Here is a 22,685-nt window from a genome sequence, read left to right as displayed (position 1 = left end):
ATAACGCCGAACATTTCGCTATCTTCATTTCTTTACAATTTGGAATCGATGTTGATGAGGAACAAGTGGGAGAGGAGTCAGTTCTTCTGTATGAAGAGGAACTTGATGAAAATCTTGTGTCAGAAGAATTGCTTAGTATTTCTCCTGAAATGGTATTGGTTCAGTCTTGTGTCTACAATAAAGGAGAACATGAGTGGTTGGTTTGTGTAGCATCTAATGCTGATTGAACCGCTCGTTTTTCCAGAGTCTTTGTTCACGACTTTAACTAAAACGCCATTTTTGATTTTTTCGTATTTCAGTGTAACGGGGTCACCATTTTTGTCAGCAGAGCTTTTCGGAAGAGCCTGCTCCTCGCCCGTTATGTTGTCTTTTAGGGTTGCATTGCCTTTAGCGTCAATATGAACATCTGCATGATTGAACGTCATCTTCAGCTCACTGTCGTTGAGGTTTTCAACTTTGTATGTAGCTTGTGATTCTGCGGCAGCCGCAGAATGGGGTAAAACCGGGAGGGCAAAGGCACCTGCTAGGAATACCAAGGCTGCCAGTTTCACTGCGGTTAGCTTCATTTTGCTTTGCATAATTGATCCTCCTCCTTTGGTTGCCATACTAACAAAGGCATTCTGCTTCTTAAACCCTTACCATATAAAATGATAAAAAATTCACCCAATGTCATCACATTAACCAACAAGGTTTGTATGTTTCCCTTCGAAAGTCATAGGAGAGCAGGGTTCATATCTGATGCGAAGTTATCAAGGAGTAGAACTCAGCTTTTACTACTCTTTCCCCAACCCAAAAAAGAAGCCGTCATTCAAGAATCCCCCTCTGAATCACAGCTTCTTTTCGCATTTTCCATATATCAGTATAAATCCCTTTCCGTCACGGAAACCTAGTGGAAAAGGTTTCTGAAAGGAGGGGGCGTATGATGAAGAAAAGTAAAAAAAATCAAAATAAAACATCCTTGGTTTGGAAGATGGCGATTGCCTCTGCGGTTTCTTGGGAAGCGGCGAAACTGGCAGGTTCTAAACATCCGTATTTGGCGCCTCTATCCGTTATATTATGTTTGCAATCGACCATAGATCAGTCGGTTCGATTTTCTTTTCATCGGATTGCGGGAACGGTCATCGGAATCATGTTAACCTCTTATCTTGTCAGTTACTTACAAATGAATGGCTGGATGCTGGGGCTGTTACTATTAGGCGGGACGTACGTTGCAAAGTGGTTACGAATAGATGAAACGGTTCTGCATCAGGTAGCCCTCACCATTTTATTGGTATTTACGTTTGAACGACACTCTAAAGATTATGCAATGGATCGGATCATCGATACGGTGATCGGCGTCGTCATCGCGATTCTGGTTCATATGTTCCTTTTCCCGCCGGACTATACAAAAAGGGCAGCGGACTCTTTTCAAACATTGGCTCATCAGCTTTCTGACACACTTTCAGACGTTTCCCAATGGGTGCAATCAGAGTGGGGACAAGGAAAAGGGACGCTCATGGAAGATAGAATGAACAACCTTTTGCAGGAGCTGCATACAGCAAAAGAGATGCTGCAAACAGCCTCTGAGAGCTTGAAATTCAACCCCATCAGAAAAAAACATAAAATCATTCTTGCAAGATATCAAACAGAGATGCAAAAGATGAATGCTGGATATGAGTATTTATCCAATGTCGTGAAAACGTTAAAAGAATGGGAAAGGGAAGGAGCTTTATCTACGAGTGACAAAAAGGAGCTGGGCAATGATTTACAAGTGTTAAGTGAATTTTTTGCGGGTTTTAAAGGAGTACAGCTCGGTGAAACAGACAATTGGAAACAGAAGGAACAGAACGTGTTATTGGAATCTCTCCGTTCCGGCATGCAGTCACACCCGCTACCCGGTCATAAGGTCTATAAAGACTCTTTTTTTTTAGAAACGAAGAAATTGCTGAAGAGTTTGTAATGTTCTCTGGAAAAAAAGAATATGGATATACAGATGATCAGGTAAAAGCGGGGGAAATCAAATGGATGATATACACCGGATTTTGGATGTCATCGCGGCTTCTGCGAAAGCTAAGGTACTGGCTACCATCATTAAAACAGAGGGGTCCGCTTATAAGAAGGAAGGGGCCTCCATGTTAATTTTAGGGGACAAAACAAGAGTCGGAATGTTATCCGCCGGTTGTCTGGAGGAAGATCTTGCTGAAAGGTCAGAGCAGGTGTGGGCTGCGGGAGAGCCGTTGATTGTCCGCTTTGATATGAGCGCGGAGGACGATTTATACTGGGGGCAGGGCGTTGGCTGTAATGGTGTTTTGACGGTGTTGCTTGAGCCTGTAAAAGGGGAATTGGAACGAAATCTGATGACAGTCAAGACATGCTTAGATGAAAAAAAGTCTGTGACCCGAATGAAACGATTCACTGAAACGTTAGAGCCGAAGGAAGATCTGTATATAGCTGAGGACGGCAGAGTGTTTGGAACCGGGGATATGGAACAAGGCTGTATTCAAAAACTGAGACTGACAGAAAAGGGAATCAAAAGGGATGAACAAACATCTGATTTATTTTTTATCCATCAGATGGTTCCAAAACCTTGTCTATACGTCTTCGGAGCAGGAGAAGATGCAAGGCCGCTCGTTTCGTTGGCGGCTCGTGCGGGCTTTCATGTGACGGTGATTGACTGGCGTCCCGCTTTATGTCATCACGGCCATTTTCCCGAAGCCAACCATTTGATAATAGGAGCACCGGAAGAAGTCATCGAAGGCTTGAGCATGACCAAAAGGGATTTTGTTGTTATTATGACGCACAGCTTTCAAAAAGATCAGATCATTTTACATACATTAAAAAATAAGAATGTGTTTTATAAAGGTGTATTAGGCCCCAGAAGGCGGACCGAGCGGCTATTAGGCGGAGCAGAGATTCCAGAGGATATTCATTCCCCTATTGGGCTTTCCATCGGAGCACAAGGGCCTGAGGAGATTGCTGTAAGCATTGTTGGCGAGATGATAAAAGAAATGCGAAAACAAAGGGCTCGCTTATGAAAACAGCAGGCATTTACCTGGCAGCCGGTACAAGCAGACGCATGGGGACGGATAAGCGCCGTTTATTTCTCAATGGAGTCTCCCTCGGAAGTATGGCGCTTAAACATGCCCTGTTATCTGAATTAGATCATATCTTCGTTGTAACGAGAAAGGGAGATTCACTGCATTGGCTTTCGGATTTTTTCTTTTTAAATCCCATCTCAAATAAGTGGAGTCAGGCAGAATGTGAGCAAGCGGGTAAGGGCCAAGGCCATTCTATACAATGCGGTTTGAAAAAAGCGGCAGCGTACGAGGCTGACGCCGTTATCATTCTCCTTGCAGATCAGCCGTTTGTCACCGCAGATATTATCAATACGTTAATTGATTCCTATCAAAAGGAGCGCCGCTATTCATTTATCGCCGCTGAAAATCAGTGTCTTCCTATGCCCCCCATTTTGTTCTCAAATCAATGTTTTCAAGTCTTGCATCAGTTAAAGGGAGATCAGGGCGCCCGGCACGTGATCCGTGAAAGTATGATCAAGACGGGAAAAATGATCAGCTTTCAAGACCCTTTGCTTTTTTATGACGTAGACACGGTTGAAGATTATACTTTCCTGCTGAATAAATTCGGGGAGTGAATGAGTTGGAGTATATCGGGAAAAGTGTCATTCGGAAAGAGGCTCTTGAAAAAGTGACGGGTAAGGCGAAATATACTGATGATTTACATGAAACAGGCACATTACACGCAAAAATGCTGATCAGCCCATATGCTCATGCCGATATTGTGTCTATTGATTTTTCAGAAGCTTGGAAGATTCCCGGAGTGAAAGCGATATTGGGCGATGAACCTTTTCCGCTTGCAGGTGAAGAAATTAAAGACAGGCCGCCGATTGCTTATAAAAGGGTCAGGTACCACGGGGAGCCGGTTGCTGTAGTTGTGGCGGAAAATCCAATCATAGCTAAAAAGGCCGCGGATGCCATTAAAGTGTCCTATAAACCTCTTCCCGTCGTCAATTCCCCCCGTGAGGCTTTTCAAAAGGATGCTCCCCTCGTCCATGAACATGTTGACCGCTATGAGAAGAAGGCAGGTGTATTCCCGGTTCCGAAGACAAATATCGCGAACCTGGATAAAATCAGAAAAGGAAATATTGAAGACGGGTTTAAGGAAAGTGATGTGACAGCAGAATTCCAAATTTCCTTTAACCCTTCTGATCACGCAGCTATGGAGACAAGGTGCTCGATTGTTGAAATTCGGGCTGATGAGGAGATTATCATTACTACATCCTCTCAAGCTCCTTTTGCCATTAAAAAATTAATGGAGTGGTACTTTGGAATTGAACCCGGAAAGGTTATCGTCAAAACTCCTTTAGTAGGAGGGGCGTACGGGGGAAAAGCAGCCGTTCAGTTAGAGGTCATTGCCTATTTGGCATCAAAAGCAGTCGGAGGCCGGCCCGTCAAATTATTTAATACGAGAGAAGAGGATATGATCACATCTCCTGGTCACATAGGATTGGATGCCATTGTCAAATTAGGGGCCACAAAGGATGGAATTTTAAAGGCGGCAGACATTCAGCTTTTATTTGATGGCGGAGCATACTCTGATAAAGGAGTGGACATCAGCCGGGCTGCGGTGGTTGATTGTACGGGTCCGTACGCTATCGATCATATATCGTGTGATTCATATTGTATGTATACGAATCATCCATATCCAAGTGCATTCAGGGGCTACAGCCATGCTGAAGTGTTATTTGCCTTTGAGCGGACGATGGATGTATTGGCGGAAAAGCTGAACATGGACCCGTTAGAACTCCGCTATAAAAATGCCATTCGTCCCGGTGATACTACACCTACTCAAGTTTGTCTCAATTCAAGCACGGTCGGAAATGTGCCGAAATGCATTGAGAGATTGAAGGAATTAATGAATTGGTCCGAGGGACAGAGAATTGAAATCGACGGCCGGAAGATACGGGCGAAGGGGATCAGCTGTATTTGGAAAACCTCAACATTTGATACAAATGCAACGTCCGGGGTGATTTTAACCTTCAATCCCGATGGAAGCATTAATTTGATGTCAGGGGTAGTGGAAATTGGAACAGGGACAAAAACAGTGTTAGCCCAAATCTTGGCGGAACGAATGAAAATGGATATAAGCAAAATTCACGTGAAAATGCTTGTAGATACCCAAACAACGCCCGAGCATTGGAAAACCGTGGGGAGCAGAGGGACGTTAATGGCCGGAAGAGCCGTACTGAATGCAGCGGAAGAAGCCATTCGAAAGCTTAAGGAAGTGGCATCATGCGTGTTGCGGGTTCCTGTCGAGGAATTGGAAGTGGCAGACGGAAAAGTTTATTTTATAGATCATCCTGCTGTACATGTTGACATAAAAGACATTGCTTACGGATATACGTTTCCAAATGGAAATACCATCGGCGGCCAAATCATTGCAAGCGGCCATTACACATTAACCCGGATGACGAATTTAGACAGGGAAACGGGAAGAGGAAAGCCGGGACCCGAATGGGCTGTAGGTGCTCAGGGAATTGAAGTTGAGTTGGATAAGCGGGATTATACGTATCGGATCACAAAAGCCTATTCTGTTGTAGATATAGGAACTGTACTGAATGAAAAAGCTGCAAGGGGTCAAGTGATGGGAGGGATGAGTATGGGAATCGCATTTGGAGGAAGAGAAACCTTTGTATTTGATCCGTATGGCAGAGTATTAAATCCTCAACTCAGAACATACAGACCCCTTCACTATGGAGAGCAGCCTGAATATATCATTGAATTTGTTGAAACCCCGCATGTGATTGCGCCTTATGGAGCGCGCGGCGGCGGGGAACACGGACTGCTGGGGATGCCTGCAGCATTGGGAAATTGCCTTTCCGCCGCTTTAGGAGTCCAATTGAATCAACTTCCTCTCATTCCCGAACAATTATGGAGGACGCAAATGGGGTGGAAAGATGATACCGTTTGATTTCGACTATTTTAAGCCGAAGACCATACAAGAAACAACCCGTCTGTTTCACTCGCTTGCGGCTGAAAAGAAAACACCAATGTATTTTTCCGGCGGCACGGAAATTACCACGTTAGGAAGGCTGAATATCGTCTATACGGATGCAGTGATAGATATGAACGCACTTCCGGGATTTCACGCCATCCGTTTTTATGAACATGATCTGGTGATCGGAGCGGGCGTGTCATTAACGAAACTGGAGGAAGAAAATCCATTTCCGCTATTAAGTAAAACAGTAAGTGAAATTGCGGATCGGACATCTCGAAATAAAATCAGCCTGGGCGGAAACATTTGCGGGGGCATCTATTACCGTGAGGCCGTGCTGCCGCTGCTGATTTCTGATAGTTTGCTAGGGATTGCAGGGAGAGCGGGGATTCATTACCGTCCCATAAATAAAGTATTTAACAAGGAAATACAGTTGCGAAAAGGAGATTTTTTATTTCATATCGTTGTCGATCGAGCGTATGTTGACTTGCCGTTTGTCAGTATCAAAAGAAGACAGCAGTGGAATGTCGGCTATCCATTGGTGACAGTCTGTGCGCTGAAAAAAGATGATGAGATCAGAATGGCCTTCAGCGGCGTATGTCCATTTCCTTTTCGTTCTGCTGAAATGGAGGCTGTGCTTAACGATAAAAGCGGCACAGCAGAAGATAGAGTGCGCAGGTCTTTACAGTATGTACCTAAACCCGTACTTGATGATGCAGAAGGCTCAAGTGAATATCGGATATTTGTCTTGCAGCATACAATCTTAGATGCCTTACAAGAATTAGAAGGAGGTTCCCATGTCTGATCCTATTACGTTGAAAGTAAATGGCGAAGAAAGACAGATTACGGTCAGACCGGCCGATACTTTGTTATTTGCTCTCCGTCTTCGTCTCGGATTAACTGGTTCAAAGCCGGGCTGTTTAAATGGGGATTGCGGCGCCTGTACGGTATTAACGGACGGGATACCGATGAAATCTTGCTTAATGCTTGCGGCAGAAGGGGAAGGAAAGGACATTACGACAATTGAAGGACTGATCAATACACCGATTCAAAAGGCTTTTATTGAAAAATTTGCGTTTCAATGCGGATATTGCACACCTGGTTTTCTCATGAATTGTCATGCTTTAGTGAATACTGAGCCGAATGCAAGTGATGAAACGATTAAAAACTGGCTGGAGTCCAATATTTGCAGATGTACGGGTTATAAGGAGATTGAAGAAGCGGTTAAATCAGTTTTACATACAGGGAAAGGGGATCATTAGCCGTTGTTACGGAGAATCATAAAAAAGAGCCCAGAGAATCGTCCCTGAACTCCATATTCCTCAATTCATATACCGATACTCCCGCAGTTTCTCCAAAATCGCGACTTCTTTCATCAGTTCTTCACCGACATTCGTTTCTTTCACTTTCTTCCGCTCCAGCTCTTTGTCAACTAATCGTTTCACCGTTAAGACGTCGGTTCCTGTGCTCAGCACTTCGGCCTTGGAGTTAAAGTGTTTATGGGCGACGAGCTGCATGCCGTAGGAGTTGTATAAGAGCGTGTAGCCGGCGATGCCTGTTGTGGATTGGTAGGCTTTGGAGAAGCCGCCGTCGATGACGATCATTTTTCCGTTTGCCTTGATCGGATCTTCTCCTTCGATTTCTTTTACCGGTGTATGGCCGTTGATGATATGGCCATGATCCGGGTTGAGCCCGAATTCCTTCAGGATGTTTCGGCAGGCTGCCTCATCTTCACGCAAATAGTAATACGGGTTTTTCTTTTCTTTATGCGTTTCCTTCTCTTTGATGAAATACCGCTCAAAGGTGGTCATGGCGCGTTTTCCGAAGAGGGAGGAATACTCGCCTGTCCATAAGTACCAGACCATGTCTGTCGCCAGGTCATCGGTTTCTTCCGGATGAGCAAACGCTTCCCGTAAGAACCGTTCAAAAACATCTAGCAGCTCACGGCCCGCATAGGCTTTATCCTCTATCATCATCGTTTCCATATTGCCGTTTTCGTCAACAGGAATACAGCCGTGAATCAACAGGTTGCCGTTATATTTTAAATACAGGCTGCCTTTTTTCATCATAAAATTCATATGGCGGCCCAGCTTTTCGGAATTCTGGACAGAGAACAGCAGCTTGTCCATGACTTCTGCTTCTTCTTCTAATAGCTGATCGGGCTGTTTGGGATTCACCGTCGCAAAGCAGGTGTTTTCCAGTTGATATGTTTTTCCGTTCAGCGTGATTTCATTGCGGTCATAATCAATCTTTTCCAGTAACAGCCGTTCTTCCATATTAAAATTCGGCCGTCTCTTAATAATCGGGCTCTCAAGCTTGAATTGAATCATCGCGATCGCCTGATGGATTTTTGTGATTTGCTTAATCTCATCTTCCGGTCTGTTTTCGGTTGCTTTCGGGCGGAAAGCCGGGTTATCATCATAATATTTTTCGGCAAGGTTCAATAGCGGTCTCAGATTGATGCCGTAGACGTCTTCAATAATGTCCAGGTTGTCATAGCGGGCACAGATACGGATAATATTGGCCAGACATACTTTGGAACCGGCATAGGCGCCTATCCAGAGAACATCGTGATTCCCCCATTGAATATCCACTGAATGATAGTTGATCAGTTCTTCCATGATTTTATCCGGCTGCGGTCCGCGGTCGTAAATATCGCCGACCACATGCAGATGGTCGACCACCAATCGCTGCGTGCTGTAGGCAAGACCGGTGATCAGCTTATCAGCTTGGCCAAGCGCGATGATCTGTTCTATGATTTCGGAGTAATATTGTTCTTTGTTGGCGGCTTGTTCTGTTTTGTACAGCAGCTCTTCGGAAATATAAGCAAATTGGGCAGGCAGCGCTTTGCGCAATTTGGAGCGGGTGTACTTGGAAGAACAATATGAAACGAGCTTAATCATCCGATGAATCGTTTCTTTATACCACTCGTTTAATGCCGCTTTCGTATCAAAGTCATGTTTGATCAGCTTCAGTTTGTCCTCCGGATAATAAACCAAAGCTGCCAGTTCATCAATTTCTCTATCGTAAATGACGCCGCTGAAAATATCGCGGATCTTCTCTTTTACTCTTCCTGAACCGTTCCGCAGCACGTGCTGGAATGCCTGATACTCTCCGTGCAGATCACTGACGAAATGCTCGGTTCCTTTCGGCAGGTTCAGTATCGCTTTCAGATTAATGATCTCTGTGACCACTTTTTCTTCACAATCGTATTTTTGTGCGAGCAGATCTAAATATTTGGTTTCCAATCTCGTCCATCCCCTTTTTATTTACGAGCGATTGCATGATAAGGTGAATTTAAAGTATGACATAATGTTTACATCATTAGACCTTATATGATAGTACCTCATAAGTCCTTTTTGAGACAAACAAAACAGAAAATACGGCGCTTAAGGCATCAACATATACCTTCCGCAGACAGCTCATCACCCTATTGACAAATGATTAAACTTCCATTAAAATAAAAAGTTAGCTGATAGTTATTTCTATCGGAAACTTAATACGTAGCAGGCTATGATTGCTGTGGGTCGCACTACAGCAGGAGCGGCTTCTGGAGAGACCGCGGGTTTTCCGCGGCGCCGAAGGGTTCACAATCTCAGGCAAAAGGACAGAAGAGTACCGAATATGTATTTGGCATGCTGTTGATTGTCAGCGGCGCAAATATAATTTGATATTCTTATGACCATGAGATTGGAGGGCATCCAATCTCTTTTTTTATTGGCTTTATTTTCTCGTCGTTCATCAAAAAGTAAGGAGGAGTCAGGTGTGGAACAGCGAGAGCTAAAGAGGGACTTGTCGAATCGGCACGTGCAGCTGATCGCCATTGGCGGCACGATCGGCACCGGATTGTTTTTAGGGTCTGGTAAGGCGATTCAGCTGGCGGGTCCTTCTATCATCTTTGCGTATTTTATTGTAGGTATTGCGCTTTTTTTCGTCATGAGGGCGCTGGGAGAACTGCTGTTATCTAAAGCGGGGTACCAATCATTAACGGATATTGCCGAGGCGTATTTAGGGCCGCGTGCGGCGTTTGTCACCGGCTGGACTTATTGGTTTTGCTGGATTATGACGGCTATGGCGGATGTGATCGCCGTCGGTGTATATGTGAAATATTGGTTTGACATTCCGCAGTGGGTTCCTGCACTTATCTGTTTGCTCATTTTATTAGGGCTTAATCTGTTAACGGTCAAGATTTTTGGAGAATTGGAGTTTTGGTTCGCCTTAATTAAGGTGATCACGATTCTTGCGTTAATTGTCATCGGTGTAGTTTTGCTGGTGATTGGGTTCAAAACGCATACCGGAACGGTTTCAGCGGCGAATCTGTGGGAGCACGGCGGCTTGTTTCCAAACGGGTTTTCAGGCTTTTTGCTGTCGTTCCAGATGGTGATCTTCGCTTATGTCGGTGTGGAATTAGTGGGTGTGTCGGCAGCGGAGACATCAAATCCGAAAAAAAACATTCCGTCCGCTATCAACAAAATCCCCTTGCGTATTTTATTTTTCTACGTGGGGGCATTGATCATTCTTTTATGTATTAACCCTTGGACGCAGCTGAATGCGGCGGAAAGTCCTTTTGTGAAAACCTTCAGCTTAGTCGGCATTCCGGTGGCCGCGGGGATCATTAATTTTGTCGTATTAACGTCGGCCGCTTCTGCTTGTAACAGCGGGATGTTTTCTACAAGCCGGATTTTGTATAACTTAAGCAAAACGAAACAGGCGCCGGCAAGTTTCGCGAAGCTGAATAAAAACCATGTGCCGAGCAGCGCATTATGGGTATCGGTCATTGTGCTGTCAGCGGGCGCTCTTTTAAGCAAATTGATACCGGAAGAAGCGTTTGGCATCGTGACCACCATCAGCGCAATTTGTTTCATTTGGGTGTGGGGCGTGATCCTTGTCTGTCATATCAGATACAGGAAAACCCGTCCGGACTTACACGCAAGCTCGTCTTTCAAGGCGCCGTTCGCGCCGTTTATCAATTACGCCGTGCTGGCGCTGTTTGCCGCCATTCTGGTGATTATGCTGTTTGCGGATGCGACGCGCCCGGCTTTGCTGCTGACGCCGCTATGGTTTATTGGACTGTTTCTTATCTATCGGGCGAGAGGGAGAAAGACATAAAGGTTATGAATGAAATGGTCATCAGAGTTTCAAGAAAAAGACAGCATACTGCAAGCGGTACGCTGTCTTTTTCTTTCGTTAACCAGGCATATAGAGGGCCTTAATAGCGAGCAAGCCTTATGTAAAAATAGATTAGAGAGTCAACAACTAAAAAAGACTCGAATCATTTTGTTAATAGAAAAAGTATGCCTCCCAAAATACAAATTAAAAAAAGAAAATGGATGAGTCAGTAAAAGACTTTCTTTGCAATTCAAATACCCCCTTTCTAATTAAAGGAAAAAAGCAATAGATATAAATGGAAATATATTGATATTTTAACAAGGGTAATGTTAACATTACCCTTAAAATTCAAATGATATAGAAAGCAGGCGAAAAAGTGGGAACAGCTGCAAAACGATGAGGAAAAGCATGTATTGGCGGGGCAAACCCTAACTGATAACATAAAAAGCCGCCATTCATATGGCGGCTTTTTTATATTAATTCCGGATCAAATAATCAAATGCGCCTAAAGCGGCAGTTGCACCTGATCCCATTGAGATAATGATTTGGTTGTACGGGCCGTCTGTGCAGTCCCCTGCGGCGAATAGGCCGGGAACGCTTGTCGCGCCGCTCTTATCGACGATGATTTCGCCGATGCGGTTGCGTTCGACAGTTTCGTCTAACCATTCTGTATTAGGCACGAGACCGATTTGGACGAATACACCTTGAAGTTCAACGTGTTTTTCTTCGCCTGTTTCACGGTCAACGAACGTAATGCCGTTTACGTTTTGGTCGCCTGTGATTTCTTTCGTTTGTGCATTTTTGTGCACAGTGACGTTTGGCAGGCTGTAAAGACGTTTTTGCAGGACTTCGTCTGCTTTCAGTTCAGGCGCGAACTCCAGCACAGTCACGTGATTGACGATACCTGCAAGGTCAATCGCCGCTTCGATTCCGGAGTTTCCGCCGCCGATAACGGCTACGTCTTTGCCTTCAAATAATGGTCCGTCACAGTGTGGGCAGTATGCAACACCTTTGTTCTTGAACTCTTGCTCACCAGGTACGTTGACATTGCGCCAGCGGGCACCTGTTGACAGGATCACTGTTTTACTTTTCAGTACAGCGCCGTTTTCAAGTTCAAGTTCGAAGAGGTCTTTTTTCTCAAGGCGTTTCGCGCGCTGAAGGTTCATGACGTCAATATCATAATCTTTCACGTGCTCTTCAAGGCTTGCAGCGAGCTTCGGTCCTTCAGTCGCTTTGATGCTGATGAAGTTTTCGATGCTCATGGTGTCGAGTACCTGGCCGCCGAAGCGTTCAGCGACGACACCAGTGCGGATGCCTTTACGCGCCGTGTAGATCGCCGCGCTTGCGCCGGCAGGTCCGCCGCCGACAACAAGAACGTCAAACGGCTCTTTGTCGGCAAACTCAGACGCATCTGCGCCGCTGCCCATTTTCGCGAGAATCTCTTCGATGGTCATACGGCCGCTTCCGAAAGATTCACCGTTTAAGAAAACAGTCGGAACAGCCATAATGTTTTTGCTTTCTACTTCTTCTTTGAATGCCGCGCCGTCAATCATTGTATGAGTGATATTCGGGTTGAGCACGCTCATCATGTTTAATGCTTGGACGACATCAGGGCAGTTGTGGCACGTCAGGCTGATATAAGACTCAAAACGGTATTCTCCGCTGATGTTCTTAATCTGGTCAATGACCTTTTGATCAGCCTTAGGCGCTCTGCCGCTGACTTGAAGCAATGCCAGCACTAATGATGTAAATTCGTGGCCGAGAGGAACACCGGCGAATGTAACGCCTGTGTCTTCTCCGGTACGATTAACACTGAAGCTCGGTGTTCTGTTCAATTCAGTTTTTTCAACTGAAATTTTAGATGACATGGAAGCCAGTTCGTCAACGAGAGCCAGCATGTCCTTAGAAGTGTCATCATCACCGGCGCTTACTTTGAGAACAATGTCGTTCTCAATTAGCTGCATGTATTGATTTAATTGTGCTTTGATATTTGCATCAAGTACCAATTGAATGCACTCCTTAGATTTTACCTACCAAATCAAGGCTAGGTGTAAGTGTTTCGCCGCCTTCTTCCCATTTAGCCGGGCAGACTTCACCTGGGTTTTGACGAACGTATTGAGCTGCTTTTACTTTGTTTACAAGGTTGCTTGCGTCACGGCCGATACCGCCAGCATTGATTTCAACTGTTTGGATGACGCCATCAGGATCGATGATGAATGTTCCGCGGTCAGCAAGACCAGTTTCTTCGTCAAGAACGTCGAAGTTGCGGGAGATCGTTTGAGATGGGTCACCGATCATTGCGTAAGTGATTTTGCCGATTTTTTCAGAGCTGTCATGCCAGCCTTTGTGTACGAAGTGAGTATCTGTAGAAACAGAGTATACTTCAACACCTAATTCTTTCAGTGCAGCGTATTGTCCTTGAAGATCTTCAAGTTCAGTCGGGCAAACGAAAGAGAAATCTGCTGGGTAGAAGCAGAAAACGCTCCATTGACCTTTCAAATCTTCGTTTGTTACATCGATGAATTCACCGTTTTTGAAAGCTTTTGCTTCGAATGGCAGTACTTCTTTTCCGATTAAAGACATAATATCTTCCTCCTGAAATGTGATTTTAAAATATATTAAAAAGACAAAGCATTCACTTTATCTTTCAATAATAATTCTAATTATATATAGATTATTAAATAACATTTATTTTTTGTCAAGCTATATGAGGTATTATTTTCTGCTTTTTTTGCTTTAGACGTTAAAAATCGCTTGGTATAAGCGGTTTGGCGCTGTTTATCATGTTCAGCGCCGGGCGGAAGGGGGATTCTCAATTGGTGAAACGAAATAGTGGGATTCAACCCCTCTATATGGCAGTATAAACCAAAGGGGGTATGATCATGCAAATAAATAACATTACTTTGTACAGTTGTGCTTTAGAGGAGACGAAAGACTTCTACGTAGGGGTGTTGGGTTTTTCTTTAGCGGGTGAGTCCGATGATTCGTTTACAATCAAGGCGGGAGAAAGTGAATTGGAATTCAGGCGCGCCGATTCTCAATCTCATCCGGCGTATCATTTCGCGTTTAACATTCCGAATAATCGTTTTGATGAGGCGAAGGCGTGGATAAAGGATAAAGTCGTTTTTCAAACGGAAGATGGGGAGGATGAGGTGTATTTCTCTCATATACATGCGCGTTCCTTTTATTTCAAAGATCCGTCCAACAATCTGGCGGAATTCATCGCGAGAGACACATCGCCGGCAAGCGCGGAACGTTTTTCGATTGAGTCCGTCCTGAATATCGGCGAGGTGAATCTGACGGCTGCCGAGGTGGTATCGACCGGGAAGGAGCTGCAGCGTTTCGGTATACCGGTGAGAGACGGCGCGCCTCTTAAGGAGAACGGGTTTCATTTTATGGGTGATTACAATGATGGGGCGTTTTTGCTTTTAGGGCGGAACGGGCGCCGCTGGATTTTTTCTGATCAGCATGCGGAGTTTCATCCGCTGTCTGTCATTGTGAACGGGACGATCCGCATTGAGGCTGACGGAAAAGGCGGCATTGACATCAAGCCGGCGCAGCCGTCATAAAAAAGCCCGGGCTCAAAAGGCCCGGACTTAAGGACATTATTTATAAACAACCCGGGTGCTGCACATGATGTCGTGCAGCGCTTTTTTCTCTCCGAAGGCACCCATAATGAAACCGATATAAAGAATGACCTTAGATATGATATAAGCGAAAGCGCGTCCGAAGGCCTGGCCGATGGAAACGCGTCCGCCATCTTCATTGACGACCTTAAGGCCGAGCAATGCTTTTCCCAGTGTCCCCTGCATCTTTGAGGCTGTGAGCAGGCTGAAATATAAGATGCTGATCACAAAAGAGCTCACAAGAATCGGGATGACGCCGAACACCAGAAAAGAGATGTTAAACTGATTTTCGGTCATGAAGGGGTCAGCCGCCGCAACGCCTGCCGCAAATAAAAAACTGACTGCAAATTGAATGATAAAAATCGGAATTCCTATAATGATCTGATCAATGACATACGCCAGAAACCGAATCCAAAATCCTGCCGGTCTTTCCATGTATCTTTTTCTCTCCCTTGCTTTAATCTGCCATATTATACGTAATCATGCCGGATTTTGCAACGGAGCTTAAGCTTCTGCGAGCGGCCTCTTTCCCCATGCTAAGCGTCCCATGATCAGCCCGAAAGCCAGAAGGGCAAACATGATGCCGCACCACATCAGCTGATGGATTCCCAAATGTGAAATAAACCAGCCGCCCGCCGCCGTTCCGATGGTGATGCCGAGGTTGGAAAAGGAGACAAACAGGCTGTTGCCGAATTCGGGGGCCTCCTTTGCTTCAGCAGTAAGCCATGTCTGACTCACAATGAGACCGCCGGAATGAACGGCGCCCCATACGAAGACAAGGACGGCCATCGGTGCGAAAGACGTCCCAAACCCATATATGAGCAAGTAGGCGGCTGTATAAAGAAGCGGAAACAGGATGACGGTCTTTTTCATATTTTTGTATAACAAAGCGCCGAAGACGAAATTCCCGGCTATCATAATCACCCCGAAGCTCATCAGCATGAAGCTGACCCATGTGCCGTTCATATTGGACACCCGTCCGAGGTACTCCGCAAAATAGCTGTAGACAGAAAACATGGCCGCAAAGAGACAGGTAACGGCAGCGATATTAAGCCACAAGGCCGGTTTGCGAAGGATGCCGAGCTGGCTTCTGAAAGACATTTTTTCTGTGACCGGCATGGATGGCAAAAAGAGAAGAATGCCCATGAACGCGATGAGACTGACGATCGCGCCGAATAGGAAGGCTGATTCAAGGGAGAGACGCTCAGCCAGATAGGATGTGAAAGGGACGCCGAACGCAAAGCCGGCGGTGATGCCTGAAAAGACTTTCGTTACGGCTTTTCCGGATTGGCCGGCGGGAACAAGGCGGGCCGCGGCCGCAAGCGCTACAGAAAAGAACACGGGGTGGCATAAAGCCGGAATGATCCGAAACGCAAGCATGACACTGAAATGCGCCGTATACGCGTAGACTGCATTAGAAACGGCAAACATCAGCACCGCCAAAAGCAGAATGTATTTCCGGTTTATACCTGAGGCAAGCAAGGTCAAAAACGGTCCCGACACAGCGACGATGAATGCGAAAATACTGACAAGCCACCCCGCTTTTGAAGCGGCCATTTGAAATCTGTCCGCCACTTGCGGAAGAACGCCGATAATGCCCATCTCGGTCGTGATAATCCCGAAAACCCCTAGTGCCAAAAATAGAATGAAGATGGAACTGCTTTTTTTCATTGTTATGTATGCCTCCTTTTATAACTACATATACAGAAAAATAGATATGTTAGAACAAAAAAAGCCCTCCTTTCATGGTTATAGCTGGTGCTGAACATAGTCAGCGAAGGCTTTAATTTGTTTTTCATTCCTTCTGTAATAGGTCCACTTTCCGATTCGTTCAGATTCCAGCAGGCCGGCTTTTTGCATCGTCAGCAGGTAGCTGGAGATGACGGACTGCGCAAGCCCCGACTTTGCCTGAATATCACCGACGCAAATTCCGGTGCGGAAACTGAGGCCCTGCTCAAGATAAGGCCTTTCATCAAAATGGTCCTCCGGGTGTTTAAGCCATGTCATAATATCACTTCGTGTTTTGTTAGATAGCGCTTTATGAATCAATATCGGTTCCATAACGTTTATTATATCTATTTTTCTGGATTTGTAAATTCGTTTTTGGTAAAACATTCTCAAATTAAGTAAATATCGTGTTAAAATATAACATATTATCAGATTACCGGTAAAAAATCCGGGTATTTGTCAGGAGGATATTCACATGAATCAAAAGAAAAAAGGTACGGTCACGGTGACCTTGCTGTCCGCTCTGATGTTTTGTCTGTTGCCGGTCATCGTCTCGCTTTCTCCGCTTGCAGAAACGGGGCCGAACGCGAATCGTTTTAACTCCGCGGGCATGTGGGCCGCCGTCGGTCAGATCCTTGTTATATATGCGGTCCCGCTCATTATGTATGTTCTCGGTGTTCGTGGCATGAAAATCATCATGGCCGTTTTTTGCGGAATCGGGCTTATCATTTGCGCGGCTGTCTTGTTGGTGGCGTTATTGACCGCCATTTCCTTAGGGCAGGAGCTGTCTCTTTATTACGGTCTTCTCGTTTGGTCAGGCGCGGCTTTTATCGTCAATGTGGTGTGGTACATTGCCGCGTTTCGTTCCTCTCCGAAACATCAGCAGCAGTCTATGTGACATTTGTTCTATAAATCTACCGAAAATACAAATATTTCATAGGATGATTATGGTATGATTATAGCGGTATAGCAGTTTTTAATAGAAACGGGAGGAACTTACATTGAAAAAAAAGACAGCTTCACTTCGAATGAAAACATTGGCAGCCGGCGCTGCGGTTGCTGCGGCTTTATCTGTGGGAGCGGTTTCTGATCTGCCGGGGGCAAAATGGCTGCATCCGGCGGCTGCTCAAGCTGCGGAAACGGTATTTAAACAAAATCATGCGGCATCCGGTTTCTTGACGGGACGGTATGACGCGCAGGCCATGTCTCCGACGATGTTCAACTGGTCAAGGGAAAGCCGGTTCACAAGCACTGCCGACGGATCGTTAAAATGGGAAAAGAATGTCCCGGCCAACCCTCAAAACGGTGCGGGAGCCGCGGTTGACGGAGACGGCACCGTATTTATTCAATCAAAAGACGGGAAGCTGACGGCATATCATCCGGACGGTTCTGTGAAATGGGTGACGGAAAACCTCGGGACAACTTATACGCTGACTCCGGTGCTCGGAACAAACGGTGTCATTTATCTTCCTTCTCACGATAAAAAACTGTATTTCATCGACAAAGAAACCGGAAATATTTTAACATCGGTTCCGCTGAGCGCAGCGCCGAGTTCCGATGCGGCTATCGGCTCTGACGGCACGCTGTATGTGTCGACGCTGGATAACTATATCTATGCGATTAAACCGACGTCGCCTTCGACATGGACGCAAAAGTGGAAATTTAAAACAAACGGCGTGGTCGGCTCCGCTCCCGTGTTAGCATCAAACGGCACGCTGTATACGGCAACGTACAATAATATCTTTTACGCGATCAATTCCGGAACGGGCCAAGTGAAATGGTCAAAAACGACGTCCAACGGGTTTAAAGGTTATCCGGTTATTGACAGAGACGGCACCGTTTACGCTGGAAACCAGGACGGCAGCTTATACGCCTATACATCAACGGGCGCTGTAAAATGGACGTTCCCGTTAAACGGTTTCTCCAGCTCTTCATTAGCGATTGACCATAACGGCAATGTGTATATTGGTTCGGGAAGCGGCGAGCTGTTTTCCATCAGCAAAACCGGTAATATGAACTGGTCTTTCTATACGGACGGGCCTGTGAGAACGGCGCCGCTGATTGATGCAGACGGCAATGTGTACTTCGGCTCTGACGATAAAAACGTCTATGCGGTTGACGCTGACGGTAATGAAAAATGGCGCTATCAAACAGACAGCAATGTCATTTCCTCCCCGGTTCTGGCTGAAGACGGCACGCTTTACGTCGGCACTTATACGAAACTGCTCGCATTCGGGGCAAAAAAATAATAAAAAAGAATCCGCGTCATCTGCGCGGATTCTTTTTTTATTTAGAGGCTTGAATAAAAACGCCTTTTTCATGAGAAAATTCTTTAAAGCCGTACACACCGTGATATGAACCGATTCCGCTCGTATTAACGCCGCCGAACGGAAGGTTAACGTCAGTGAAATGAACGACGACATCATTGATAGAAGCGTTGCCGGACGTCGTGTGCTGCAGGACATAATCGATCAGCTCCTGATTACGGCTGAATACATATAAGGCAAGCGGCTTGTCCCGGTCAGTGATGTAATCAACGGCTTCACTGATATCTTCGTAATTCATAATCGGCAGAATCGGTGCGAAAATCTCCTCCTGCATGATCTTCATATCAGGCGTGACGTTTGTCAGCACGGTCGGAGAAATCGTGCGGTCATACGCATCGAATACGCCGCCGAAGGCCGTTTTCGCCCCTTTTTCAATGGCATCATCATATAGAGCTTTGACACGGTTAAAGTTGCGCTCATTGACAATCTGCGTGAATTTATTGCGGTCAACCGTATGATCATCCTCCATAAAACCTGCATTGACAATGGTTTGCAGGAGATCTGTAAAGGTGTCCTGTACATCTTCCTTCATAAGGAGATAGTCAGGAGCGATACATGTTTGTCCCGCATTGACAAATTTGCCGACGGCGATTTTTTTCGCTGCGTCCATTAAATCATAGTCGCTGTCAATGATCGTCGGGCTTTTTCCGCCAAGCTCAAGCGTGACGGACGACAAGTGCTTCGCCGCTGCTGTCATGACGATTTTGCCGACATTCGTGCTGCCGGTGAAGAAAATGTGGTCAAACGGCTGATCGAGCAGTTCTGTCGCGACATCAACCTCACCTTCAAAAATGGCGACTTCTTTTTCATGAAATGCTTCACGAATGACTGTCGCGGCAATATGGCTCGTCTCCATCGTAAAATCAGACAGCTTCACAATCGCGCTGTTGCCGGCCGCAATGGCGGCGGCAAGCGGAGCCATCGTCAGCATAAACGGATAATTCCATGGGCCGAGAATTAAGGTGACGCCTTTTGGCTCGTACATTAATACGCCGTCAGCGTCCGGGCTGACGGATGAGCCGACGCGTTTCGGCGCCATCCAGGTGTCGAGATTGTTCATATTATCTTTAATCGCCTTGATCGTTCCCTGCGTTTCCGCTCTTTTCACCTCATGATAAGGCTTGCGGACGTCCCGTCTGATCGCCTCGATGATTTCTTCTTCATGAGCGGTGACGGCATCTAAAAAGCGCTGAAGCTTTTCTTTGCGCTGCTCGGCTGTTGAAGCACGCAGTGTTTTTTGATTTTTTTTCTGAAGCTCAAAGACGCGTTTGATGTCTGCTTTTATATGCTGATCCATCGGTCTTCCTCCTCTGGTTGCTTTTTTATTTCTTCAGGGCCTATTATAGTGTGATGTGATTTTGCGGCAAAGACAGCGTAAACGCATCTATACGTTACCGTACAAATTGCGGTGATCTGTCTAATGAAAGGAGTGTCTCTTATGCCGGATTCTGTGACAACTGACATCAAACAAGCGCTCTTGGTTATGCTTGGGGAGCGGGATATCCGCCGTGTGACCATGAAGGATATCGCCGAACGGGCGCACGTGAGCCGGGGGACACTGTACCTTTATTACGAGGATAAATATGCAATTTTAGAAGATATAACGGAAGAAATGAAGGACGGGCTGAGTGAAGCGCTGTATGATTCGCTGAAGCATAAAGATGTGCTTCATTTAAATGGCGGCTGGCAAAAAGTGCATCCGACCCTGTCTTTTGTTGACCGGCATCGGGCGTTTTTCCAAACGATGATGGATCGTCAAAAAATGCCGTATTTTCACTTTCATGCTTTTTTTAAAGATGTATTCCGGCATGATGTGCTTTTGTCACCGGTGAATGCAAATTTCTCACCGACCGAACAGGATATGTACATTCATTACCGCTCTTTATATACGTATGCCATTGTGTTGTACTGGCTGAATGAGGAGCCCGGGGCATCACCGGAAGCGATCAGCGGGCAGGTGTGGGATTTGATTTCTCAAAAACGGTTTTACTGGCTGTTCGGCCGCCGGGTGCCGGAACAAGAAGAAAAAAAGCCCGCCGACCGGCGGGTGACACGGACGAGGCAGGCCTTGCAAGAGGCTATGATCGGCTTAGCAGCAGAAAAAAAGGATTATGCGGCGATTACGATTTCCGATATTGCCCGTGAAAGCAACCTGCGCCGTGCCACTTTTTATGACCATTACGCCAACAAAGAAGCGTTGCTGAAAACGATCATCCATCAATCATGCCGGGAGCTGATCGGATTATTGACGGTAAAGGGAGATCCTGCTGACTGCTCCATGGAAGAAGCGGAAACTGCGCTCGTCCGGCTCTTTTCCGCACTGTCGGAAGGCATGCCGCTCGTCCATTTTCTGAGAGAGGGTTCCGGAGTGCCTGACGTCATCCCGGAAATGTTCAGAGCGCTGCAATCGTTTTATCTTCATCAGCCTTTGCACATTCAGGCGGGCAAAAAGCTCTATGCATACTATGTCGCATCCATGCTCGTCGGTCTGATTCAATATCGCCTCCATGAAGGACAAGACCACGCGCCGGACATGCTGGCCCGGGAGTTTCTGCAGTTTTTGGATGTGAAGAAGTATCGGGTGATTTTGCTGTGAAGATGATGAAAAAGAACTCCAAAACAGGCGGAGTTCTTTTTTTCTGTTTTCTTTGAGAAGTGCCGATATGAAGTGTCCGGCGTTATCCCTTATAAAAAAAGAAATTCTGCTGCCAAACATGACAAATGTCATATTCGAGGCATGATGGCTGCTACTACAAAAGCGTCCGGCGCCCCGTTATACTTGGGATCATAATGAAAAAGAAGGGACGTGACATTCATGATCAATCACGCCGCAACTCAAAAACAAGCGTCTTTAAAAAAGCAGGTTGCCGCATTTTCCGGTGCCGATACAAAGCATAGTGTCATTCAGCTTCTCAACACGTTTGTGCCGTTCTTTGCCCTTTGGTTTCTTGCTTACTTCAGCCTCGATGTCTCCTATTTTCTGACCCTCGCCTTTACTGTAATAGCAGCGGGATTTTTGACAAGAATCTTTATTATTTTCCACGACTGCTGCCATCAATCCTTTTTCAAACAAAAGAAGCTGAACCGGCTGTTTGGGTTTATTTCAGGTGTGCTGACACTGTTTCCGTTCTCTCAATGGCAGCGCAGCCACTCCATTCATCATGCGACAAGCAGCAACTTAGATAAACGGGGAACAGGCGATATTTGGATGATGACCGTCAAGGAATACAACGAAGCGTCAGCCTGGACAAAAGTACGCTACAGACTTTATCGCAATCCGTTTATTATGTTTATTCTCGGCCCGATTTACGTATTTCTGATTAAAAACCGTTTCAATGTAAAAGGCGCCCGCCGCAAGGAACGCTGGAACACCTATTTCACGAACGCGGCGATTGTCTTATTGGCTGCTGCGACGTGCCTGCTTGTCGGCTGGGAAAACTTTTTGCTTGTTCAGGGTCCGATTTTCCTTATTTCGGGGTCAATCGGCGTCTGGCTCTTTTATGTCCAGCATACGTTCGAGGATTCTTATTTTGAAGCCGATGAGCATTGGGACTATGTGCAGGCCGCGGTAGAAGGAAGCTCCTTTTACAAGCTTCCGAAGCTTTTGCAATGGCTGACGGGCAATATCGGCTACCATCATGTCCACCACTTAAGCCCGAAAGTGCCGAATTACAAGCTGGAAGCGGCTCACGAGGGGCACGAGCCTTTAAAAAATGTACCGACCATTACGCTTAAAACAAGTCTTGAATCCATGAAATTCCGTCTGTGGGATGAGGATGAAAAGCAATTTGTCACCTTTCGGGAGGCGCGGAAAACACCGCCGCCCCAGCAGGTGCCGAAAGAACCTTTAAAGAAAAATGCCTGATATGGCGCGCGGCTCTTTCTGTTATCAGAAAGGGCCTGC

At 46.0% G+C, this 22,685-nt stretch carries 20 protein-coding genes and 1 riboswitch; of the genes, 12 read left to right on the top strand and 8 right to left on the bottom strand.

The features are described from left to right. Positions 1-119: 119 nt before the first annotated feature. Positions 120-578, bottom strand: coding sequence for a hypothetical protein (locus tag AADZ70_RS14495; protein ID WP_342007254.1), 459 nt, complete (start codon positions 576-578; stop codon positions 120-122). Between the two features lie 344 nt (positions 579-922). Here AADZ70_RS14495 and AADZ70_RS14490 point away from each other — a divergent pair, with 344 nt between their 5' ends. The 6 genes from AADZ70_RS14490 (at position 923) to AADZ70_RS14465 (ending at position 7,253) form a co-directional block, all read left to right on the top strand. Then, positions 923-1,939 carry an FUSC family protein gene (locus AADZ70_RS14490; RefSeq protein WP_327814935.1) on the top strand — a complete coding sequence of 339 codons (1,017 nt, stop codon included), beginning with the start codon at positions 923-925 and terminating at the stop codon, positions 1,937-1,939. A gap of 61 nt (positions 1,940-2,000) precedes the next feature. Further along, entirely contained in the window at positions 2,001-3,014 is a 1,014-nt protein-coding gene (locus AADZ70_RS14485; protein ID WP_264819426.1) for an XdhC/CoxI family protein, read from the top strand. After that, on the top strand, positions 3,011-3,631 hold the full coding sequence (locus AADZ70_RS14480) for an NTP transferase domain-containing protein (protein ID WP_342007253.1): 621 nt from the start codon (positions 3,011-3,013) through the stop codon (positions 3,629-3,631). Before AADZ70_RS14485 ends, AADZ70_RS14480 begins: the two co-directional genes overlap by 4 nt. 5 nt (positions 3,632-3,636) lie before the next feature. After that, on the top strand, positions 3,637-5,967 hold the full coding sequence (locus AADZ70_RS14475; RefSeq protein WP_342007252.1) for a xanthine dehydrogenase family protein molybdopterin-binding subunit: 2,331 nt from the start codon (positions 3,637-3,639) through the stop codon (positions 5,965-5,967). After that, positions 5,954-6,796, top strand: coding sequence for an FAD binding domain-containing protein (locus AADZ70_RS14470; protein WP_342007251.1), 843 nt, complete (start codon positions 5,954-5,956; stop codon positions 6,794-6,796). Before AADZ70_RS14475 ends, AADZ70_RS14470 begins: the two co-directional genes overlap by 14 nt. Then, on the top strand, positions 6,789-7,253 hold the full coding sequence (locus AADZ70_RS14465) for a (2Fe-2S)-binding protein (RefSeq protein ID WP_016937398.1): 465 nt from the start codon (positions 6,789-6,791) through the stop codon (positions 7,251-7,253). Before AADZ70_RS14470 ends, AADZ70_RS14465 begins: the two co-directional genes overlap by 8 nt. Positions 7,254-7,313: 60 nt before the next feature. On the opposite strand, the gene fbp is transcribed toward AADZ70_RS14465, so the two are convergent. After that, positions 7,314-9,239 carry a fructose-1,6-bisphosphatase gene (gene fbp / locus AADZ70_RS14460; protein ID WP_342007250.1) on the bottom strand — a complete coding sequence of 642 codons (1,926 nt, stop codon included), beginning with the start codon at positions 9,237-9,239 and terminating at the stop codon, positions 7,314-7,316. Positions 9,240-9,531: 292 nt separating this feature from the next. After that, a riboswitch (glycine riboswitch) is annotated at positions 9,532-9,612 on the top strand. A gap of 144 nt (positions 9,613-9,756) precedes the next feature. Here fbp and AADZ70_RS14455 point away from each other — a divergent pair. Next, positions 9,757-11,100 (top strand): amino acid permease, encoded by a 1,344-nt coding sequence (locus AADZ70_RS14455; protein WP_342007249.1) that lies wholly within the window; start codon positions 9,757-9,759, stop codon positions 11,098-11,100. 476 nt (positions 11,101-11,576) lie between these two features. Here AADZ70_RS14455 and ahpF read toward each other — a convergent pair whose 3' ends face one another. After that, positions 11,577-13,106, bottom strand: coding sequence for an alkyl hydroperoxide reductase subunit F (gene ahpF, locus AADZ70_RS14450; RefSeq protein WP_342007248.1), 1,530 nt, complete (start codon positions 13,104-13,106; stop codon positions 11,577-11,579). 13 nt (positions 13,107-13,119) lie between these two features. After that, on the bottom strand, positions 13,120-13,683 hold the full coding sequence (gene ahpC, locus AADZ70_RS14445; protein ID WP_004393188.1) for an alkyl hydroperoxide reductase subunit C: 564 nt from the start codon (positions 13,681-13,683) through the stop codon (positions 13,120-13,122). A 299-nt stretch (positions 13,684-13,982) separates the two neighbouring features. Here ahpC and AADZ70_RS14440 point away from each other — a divergent pair, with 299 nt between their 5' ends. Next, on the top strand, positions 13,983-14,669 hold the full coding sequence (locus AADZ70_RS14440; RefSeq protein WP_016937402.1) for a VOC family protein: 687 nt from the start codon (positions 13,983-13,985) through the stop codon (positions 14,667-14,669). Between the two features lie 36 nt (positions 14,670-14,705). Here AADZ70_RS14440 and AADZ70_RS14435 read toward each other — a convergent pair whose 3' ends face one another. The 3 genes from AADZ70_RS14435 to AADZ70_RS14425 form a co-directional block, all read right to left on the bottom strand. Further along, entirely contained in the window at positions 14,706-15,161 is a 456-nt protein-coding gene (locus AADZ70_RS14435) for an RDD family protein (RefSeq protein ID WP_188154239.1), read from the bottom strand. Positions 15,162-15,230: 69 nt separating this feature from the next. After that, positions 15,231-16,397 (bottom strand): MFS transporter, encoded by a 1,167-nt coding sequence (locus AADZ70_RS14430; RefSeq protein WP_016937404.1) that lies wholly within the window; start codon positions 16,395-16,397, stop codon positions 15,231-15,233. Between the two features lie 78 nt (positions 16,398-16,475). Further along, on the bottom strand, positions 16,476-16,787 hold the full coding sequence (locus AADZ70_RS14425) for a helix-turn-helix transcriptional regulator (RefSeq protein ID WP_015240918.1): 312 nt from the start codon (positions 16,785-16,787) through the stop codon (positions 16,476-16,478). A gap of 142 nt (positions 16,788-16,929) precedes the next feature. Here AADZ70_RS14425 and AADZ70_RS14420 point away from each other — a divergent pair, with 142 nt between their 5' ends. After that, the gene (locus AADZ70_RS14420) at positions 16,930-17,352 is read left to right on the top strand and encodes a DUF5391 family protein (RefSeq protein ID WP_016937405.1); all 423 of its coding nucleotides are present in this window, start codon (positions 16,930-16,932) and stop codon (positions 17,350-17,352) included. 130 nt (positions 17,353-17,482) lie between these two features. Then, entirely contained in the window at positions 17,483-18,703 is a 1,221-nt protein-coding gene (locus AADZ70_RS14415; RefSeq protein ID WP_188154527.1) for a PQQ-binding-like beta-propeller repeat protein, read from the top strand. 37 nt (positions 18,704-18,740) lie between these two features. On the opposite strand, the gene AADZ70_RS14410 is transcribed toward AADZ70_RS14415, so the two are convergent. Next, on the bottom strand, positions 18,741-20,078 hold the full coding sequence (locus tag AADZ70_RS14410) for an aldehyde dehydrogenase family protein (RefSeq protein WP_188154240.1): 1,338 nt from the start codon (positions 20,076-20,078) through the stop codon (positions 18,741-18,743). Between the two features lie 141 nt (positions 20,079-20,219). Between AADZ70_RS14410 and AADZ70_RS14405 the strand changes: the two genes are divergently transcribed. Beyond that, entirely contained in the window at positions 20,220-21,377 is a 1,158-nt protein-coding gene (locus tag AADZ70_RS14405) for a TetR family transcriptional regulator (protein WP_342007247.1), read from the top strand. Positions 21,378-21,596: 219 nt separating this feature from the next. Then, positions 21,597-22,646 carry a fatty acid desaturase gene (locus AADZ70_RS14400; RefSeq protein WP_016937409.1) on the top strand — a complete coding sequence of 350 codons (1,050 nt, stop codon included), beginning with the start codon at positions 21,597-21,599 and terminating at the stop codon, positions 22,644-22,646. Positions 22,647-22,685: the final 39 nt, after the last annotated feature.

The sequence above is a fragment of the Bacillus sp. YBsi01 genome (assembly GCF_038406745.1).
Classification (GTDB): Bacteria; Bacillota; Bacilli; order Bacillales; family Bacillaceae; genus Bacillus; species Bacillus siamensis.
Note: the sequence above shows the minus strand (reverse complement) of the source record. Positions and strands in the feature narration are given on the sequence as shown.

Excerpts from the sequence above, each read along its gene's own strand:
- AADZ70_RS14495 (WP_342007254.1), bottom strand. The coding sequence starts at position 578 with ATGCAAAGCAAAATGAAGCTAACCGCAGTGAAACTGGCAGCCTTGGTA.
- AADZ70_RS14490 (WP_327814935.1), top strand. The coding sequence starts at position 923 with ATGAAGAAAAGTAAAAAAAATCAAAATAAAACATCCTTGGTTTGGAAG.
- AADZ70_RS14485 (WP_264819426.1), top strand. The coding sequence starts at position 2,001 with ATGGATGATATACACCGGATTTTGGATGTCATCGCGGCTTCTGCGAAA.
- AADZ70_RS14480 (WP_342007253.1), top strand. The coding sequence starts at position 3,011 with ATGAAAACAGCAGGCATTTACCTGGCAGCCGGTACAAGCAGACGCATG.
- AADZ70_RS14470 (WP_342007251.1), top strand. The coding sequence starts at position 5,954 with ATGATACCGTTTGATTTCGACTATTTTAAGCCGAAGACCATACAAGAA.
- AADZ70_RS14465 (WP_016937398.1), top strand. The coding sequence starts at position 6,789 with ATGTCTGATCCTATTACGTTGAAAGTAAATGGCGAAGAAAGACAGATT.
- ahpC (WP_004393188.1), bottom strand. The coding sequence starts at position 13,683 with ATGTCTTTAATCGGAAAAGAAGTACTGCCATTCGAAGCAAAAGCTTTC.
- AADZ70_RS14440 (WP_016937402.1), top strand. The coding sequence starts at position 13,983 with ATGCAAATAAATAACATTACTTTGTACAGTTGTGCTTTAGAGGAGACG.
- AADZ70_RS14435 (WP_188154239.1), bottom strand. The coding sequence starts at position 15,161 with ATGGAAAGACCGGCAGGATTTTGGATTCGGTTTCTGGCGTATGTCATT.
- AADZ70_RS14430 (WP_016937404.1), bottom strand. The coding sequence starts at position 16,397 with ATGAAAAAAAGCAGTTCCATCTTCATTCTATTTTTGGCACTAGGGGTT.
- AADZ70_RS14425 (WP_015240918.1), bottom strand. The coding sequence starts at position 16,787 with ATGGAACCGATATTGATTCATAAAGCGCTATCTAACAAAACACGAAGT.
- AADZ70_RS14420 (WP_016937405.1), top strand. The coding sequence starts at position 16,930 with ATGAATCAAAAGAAAAAAGGTACGGTCACGGTGACCTTGCTGTCCGCT.
- AADZ70_RS14415 (WP_188154527.1), top strand. The coding sequence starts at position 17,483 with ATGAAAACATTGGCAGCCGGCGCTGCGGTTGCTGCGGCTTTATCTGTG.
- AADZ70_RS14410 (WP_188154240.1), bottom strand. The coding sequence starts at position 20,078 with ATGGATCAGCATATAAAAGCAGACATCAAACGCGTCTTTGAGCTTCAG.
- AADZ70_RS14405 (WP_342007247.1), top strand. The coding sequence starts at position 20,220 with ATGCCGGATTCTGTGACAACTGACATCAAACAAGCGCTCTTGGTTATG.
- AADZ70_RS14400 (WP_016937409.1), top strand. The coding sequence starts at position 21,597 with ATGATCAATCACGCCGCAACTCAAAAACAAGCGTCTTTAAAAAAGCAG.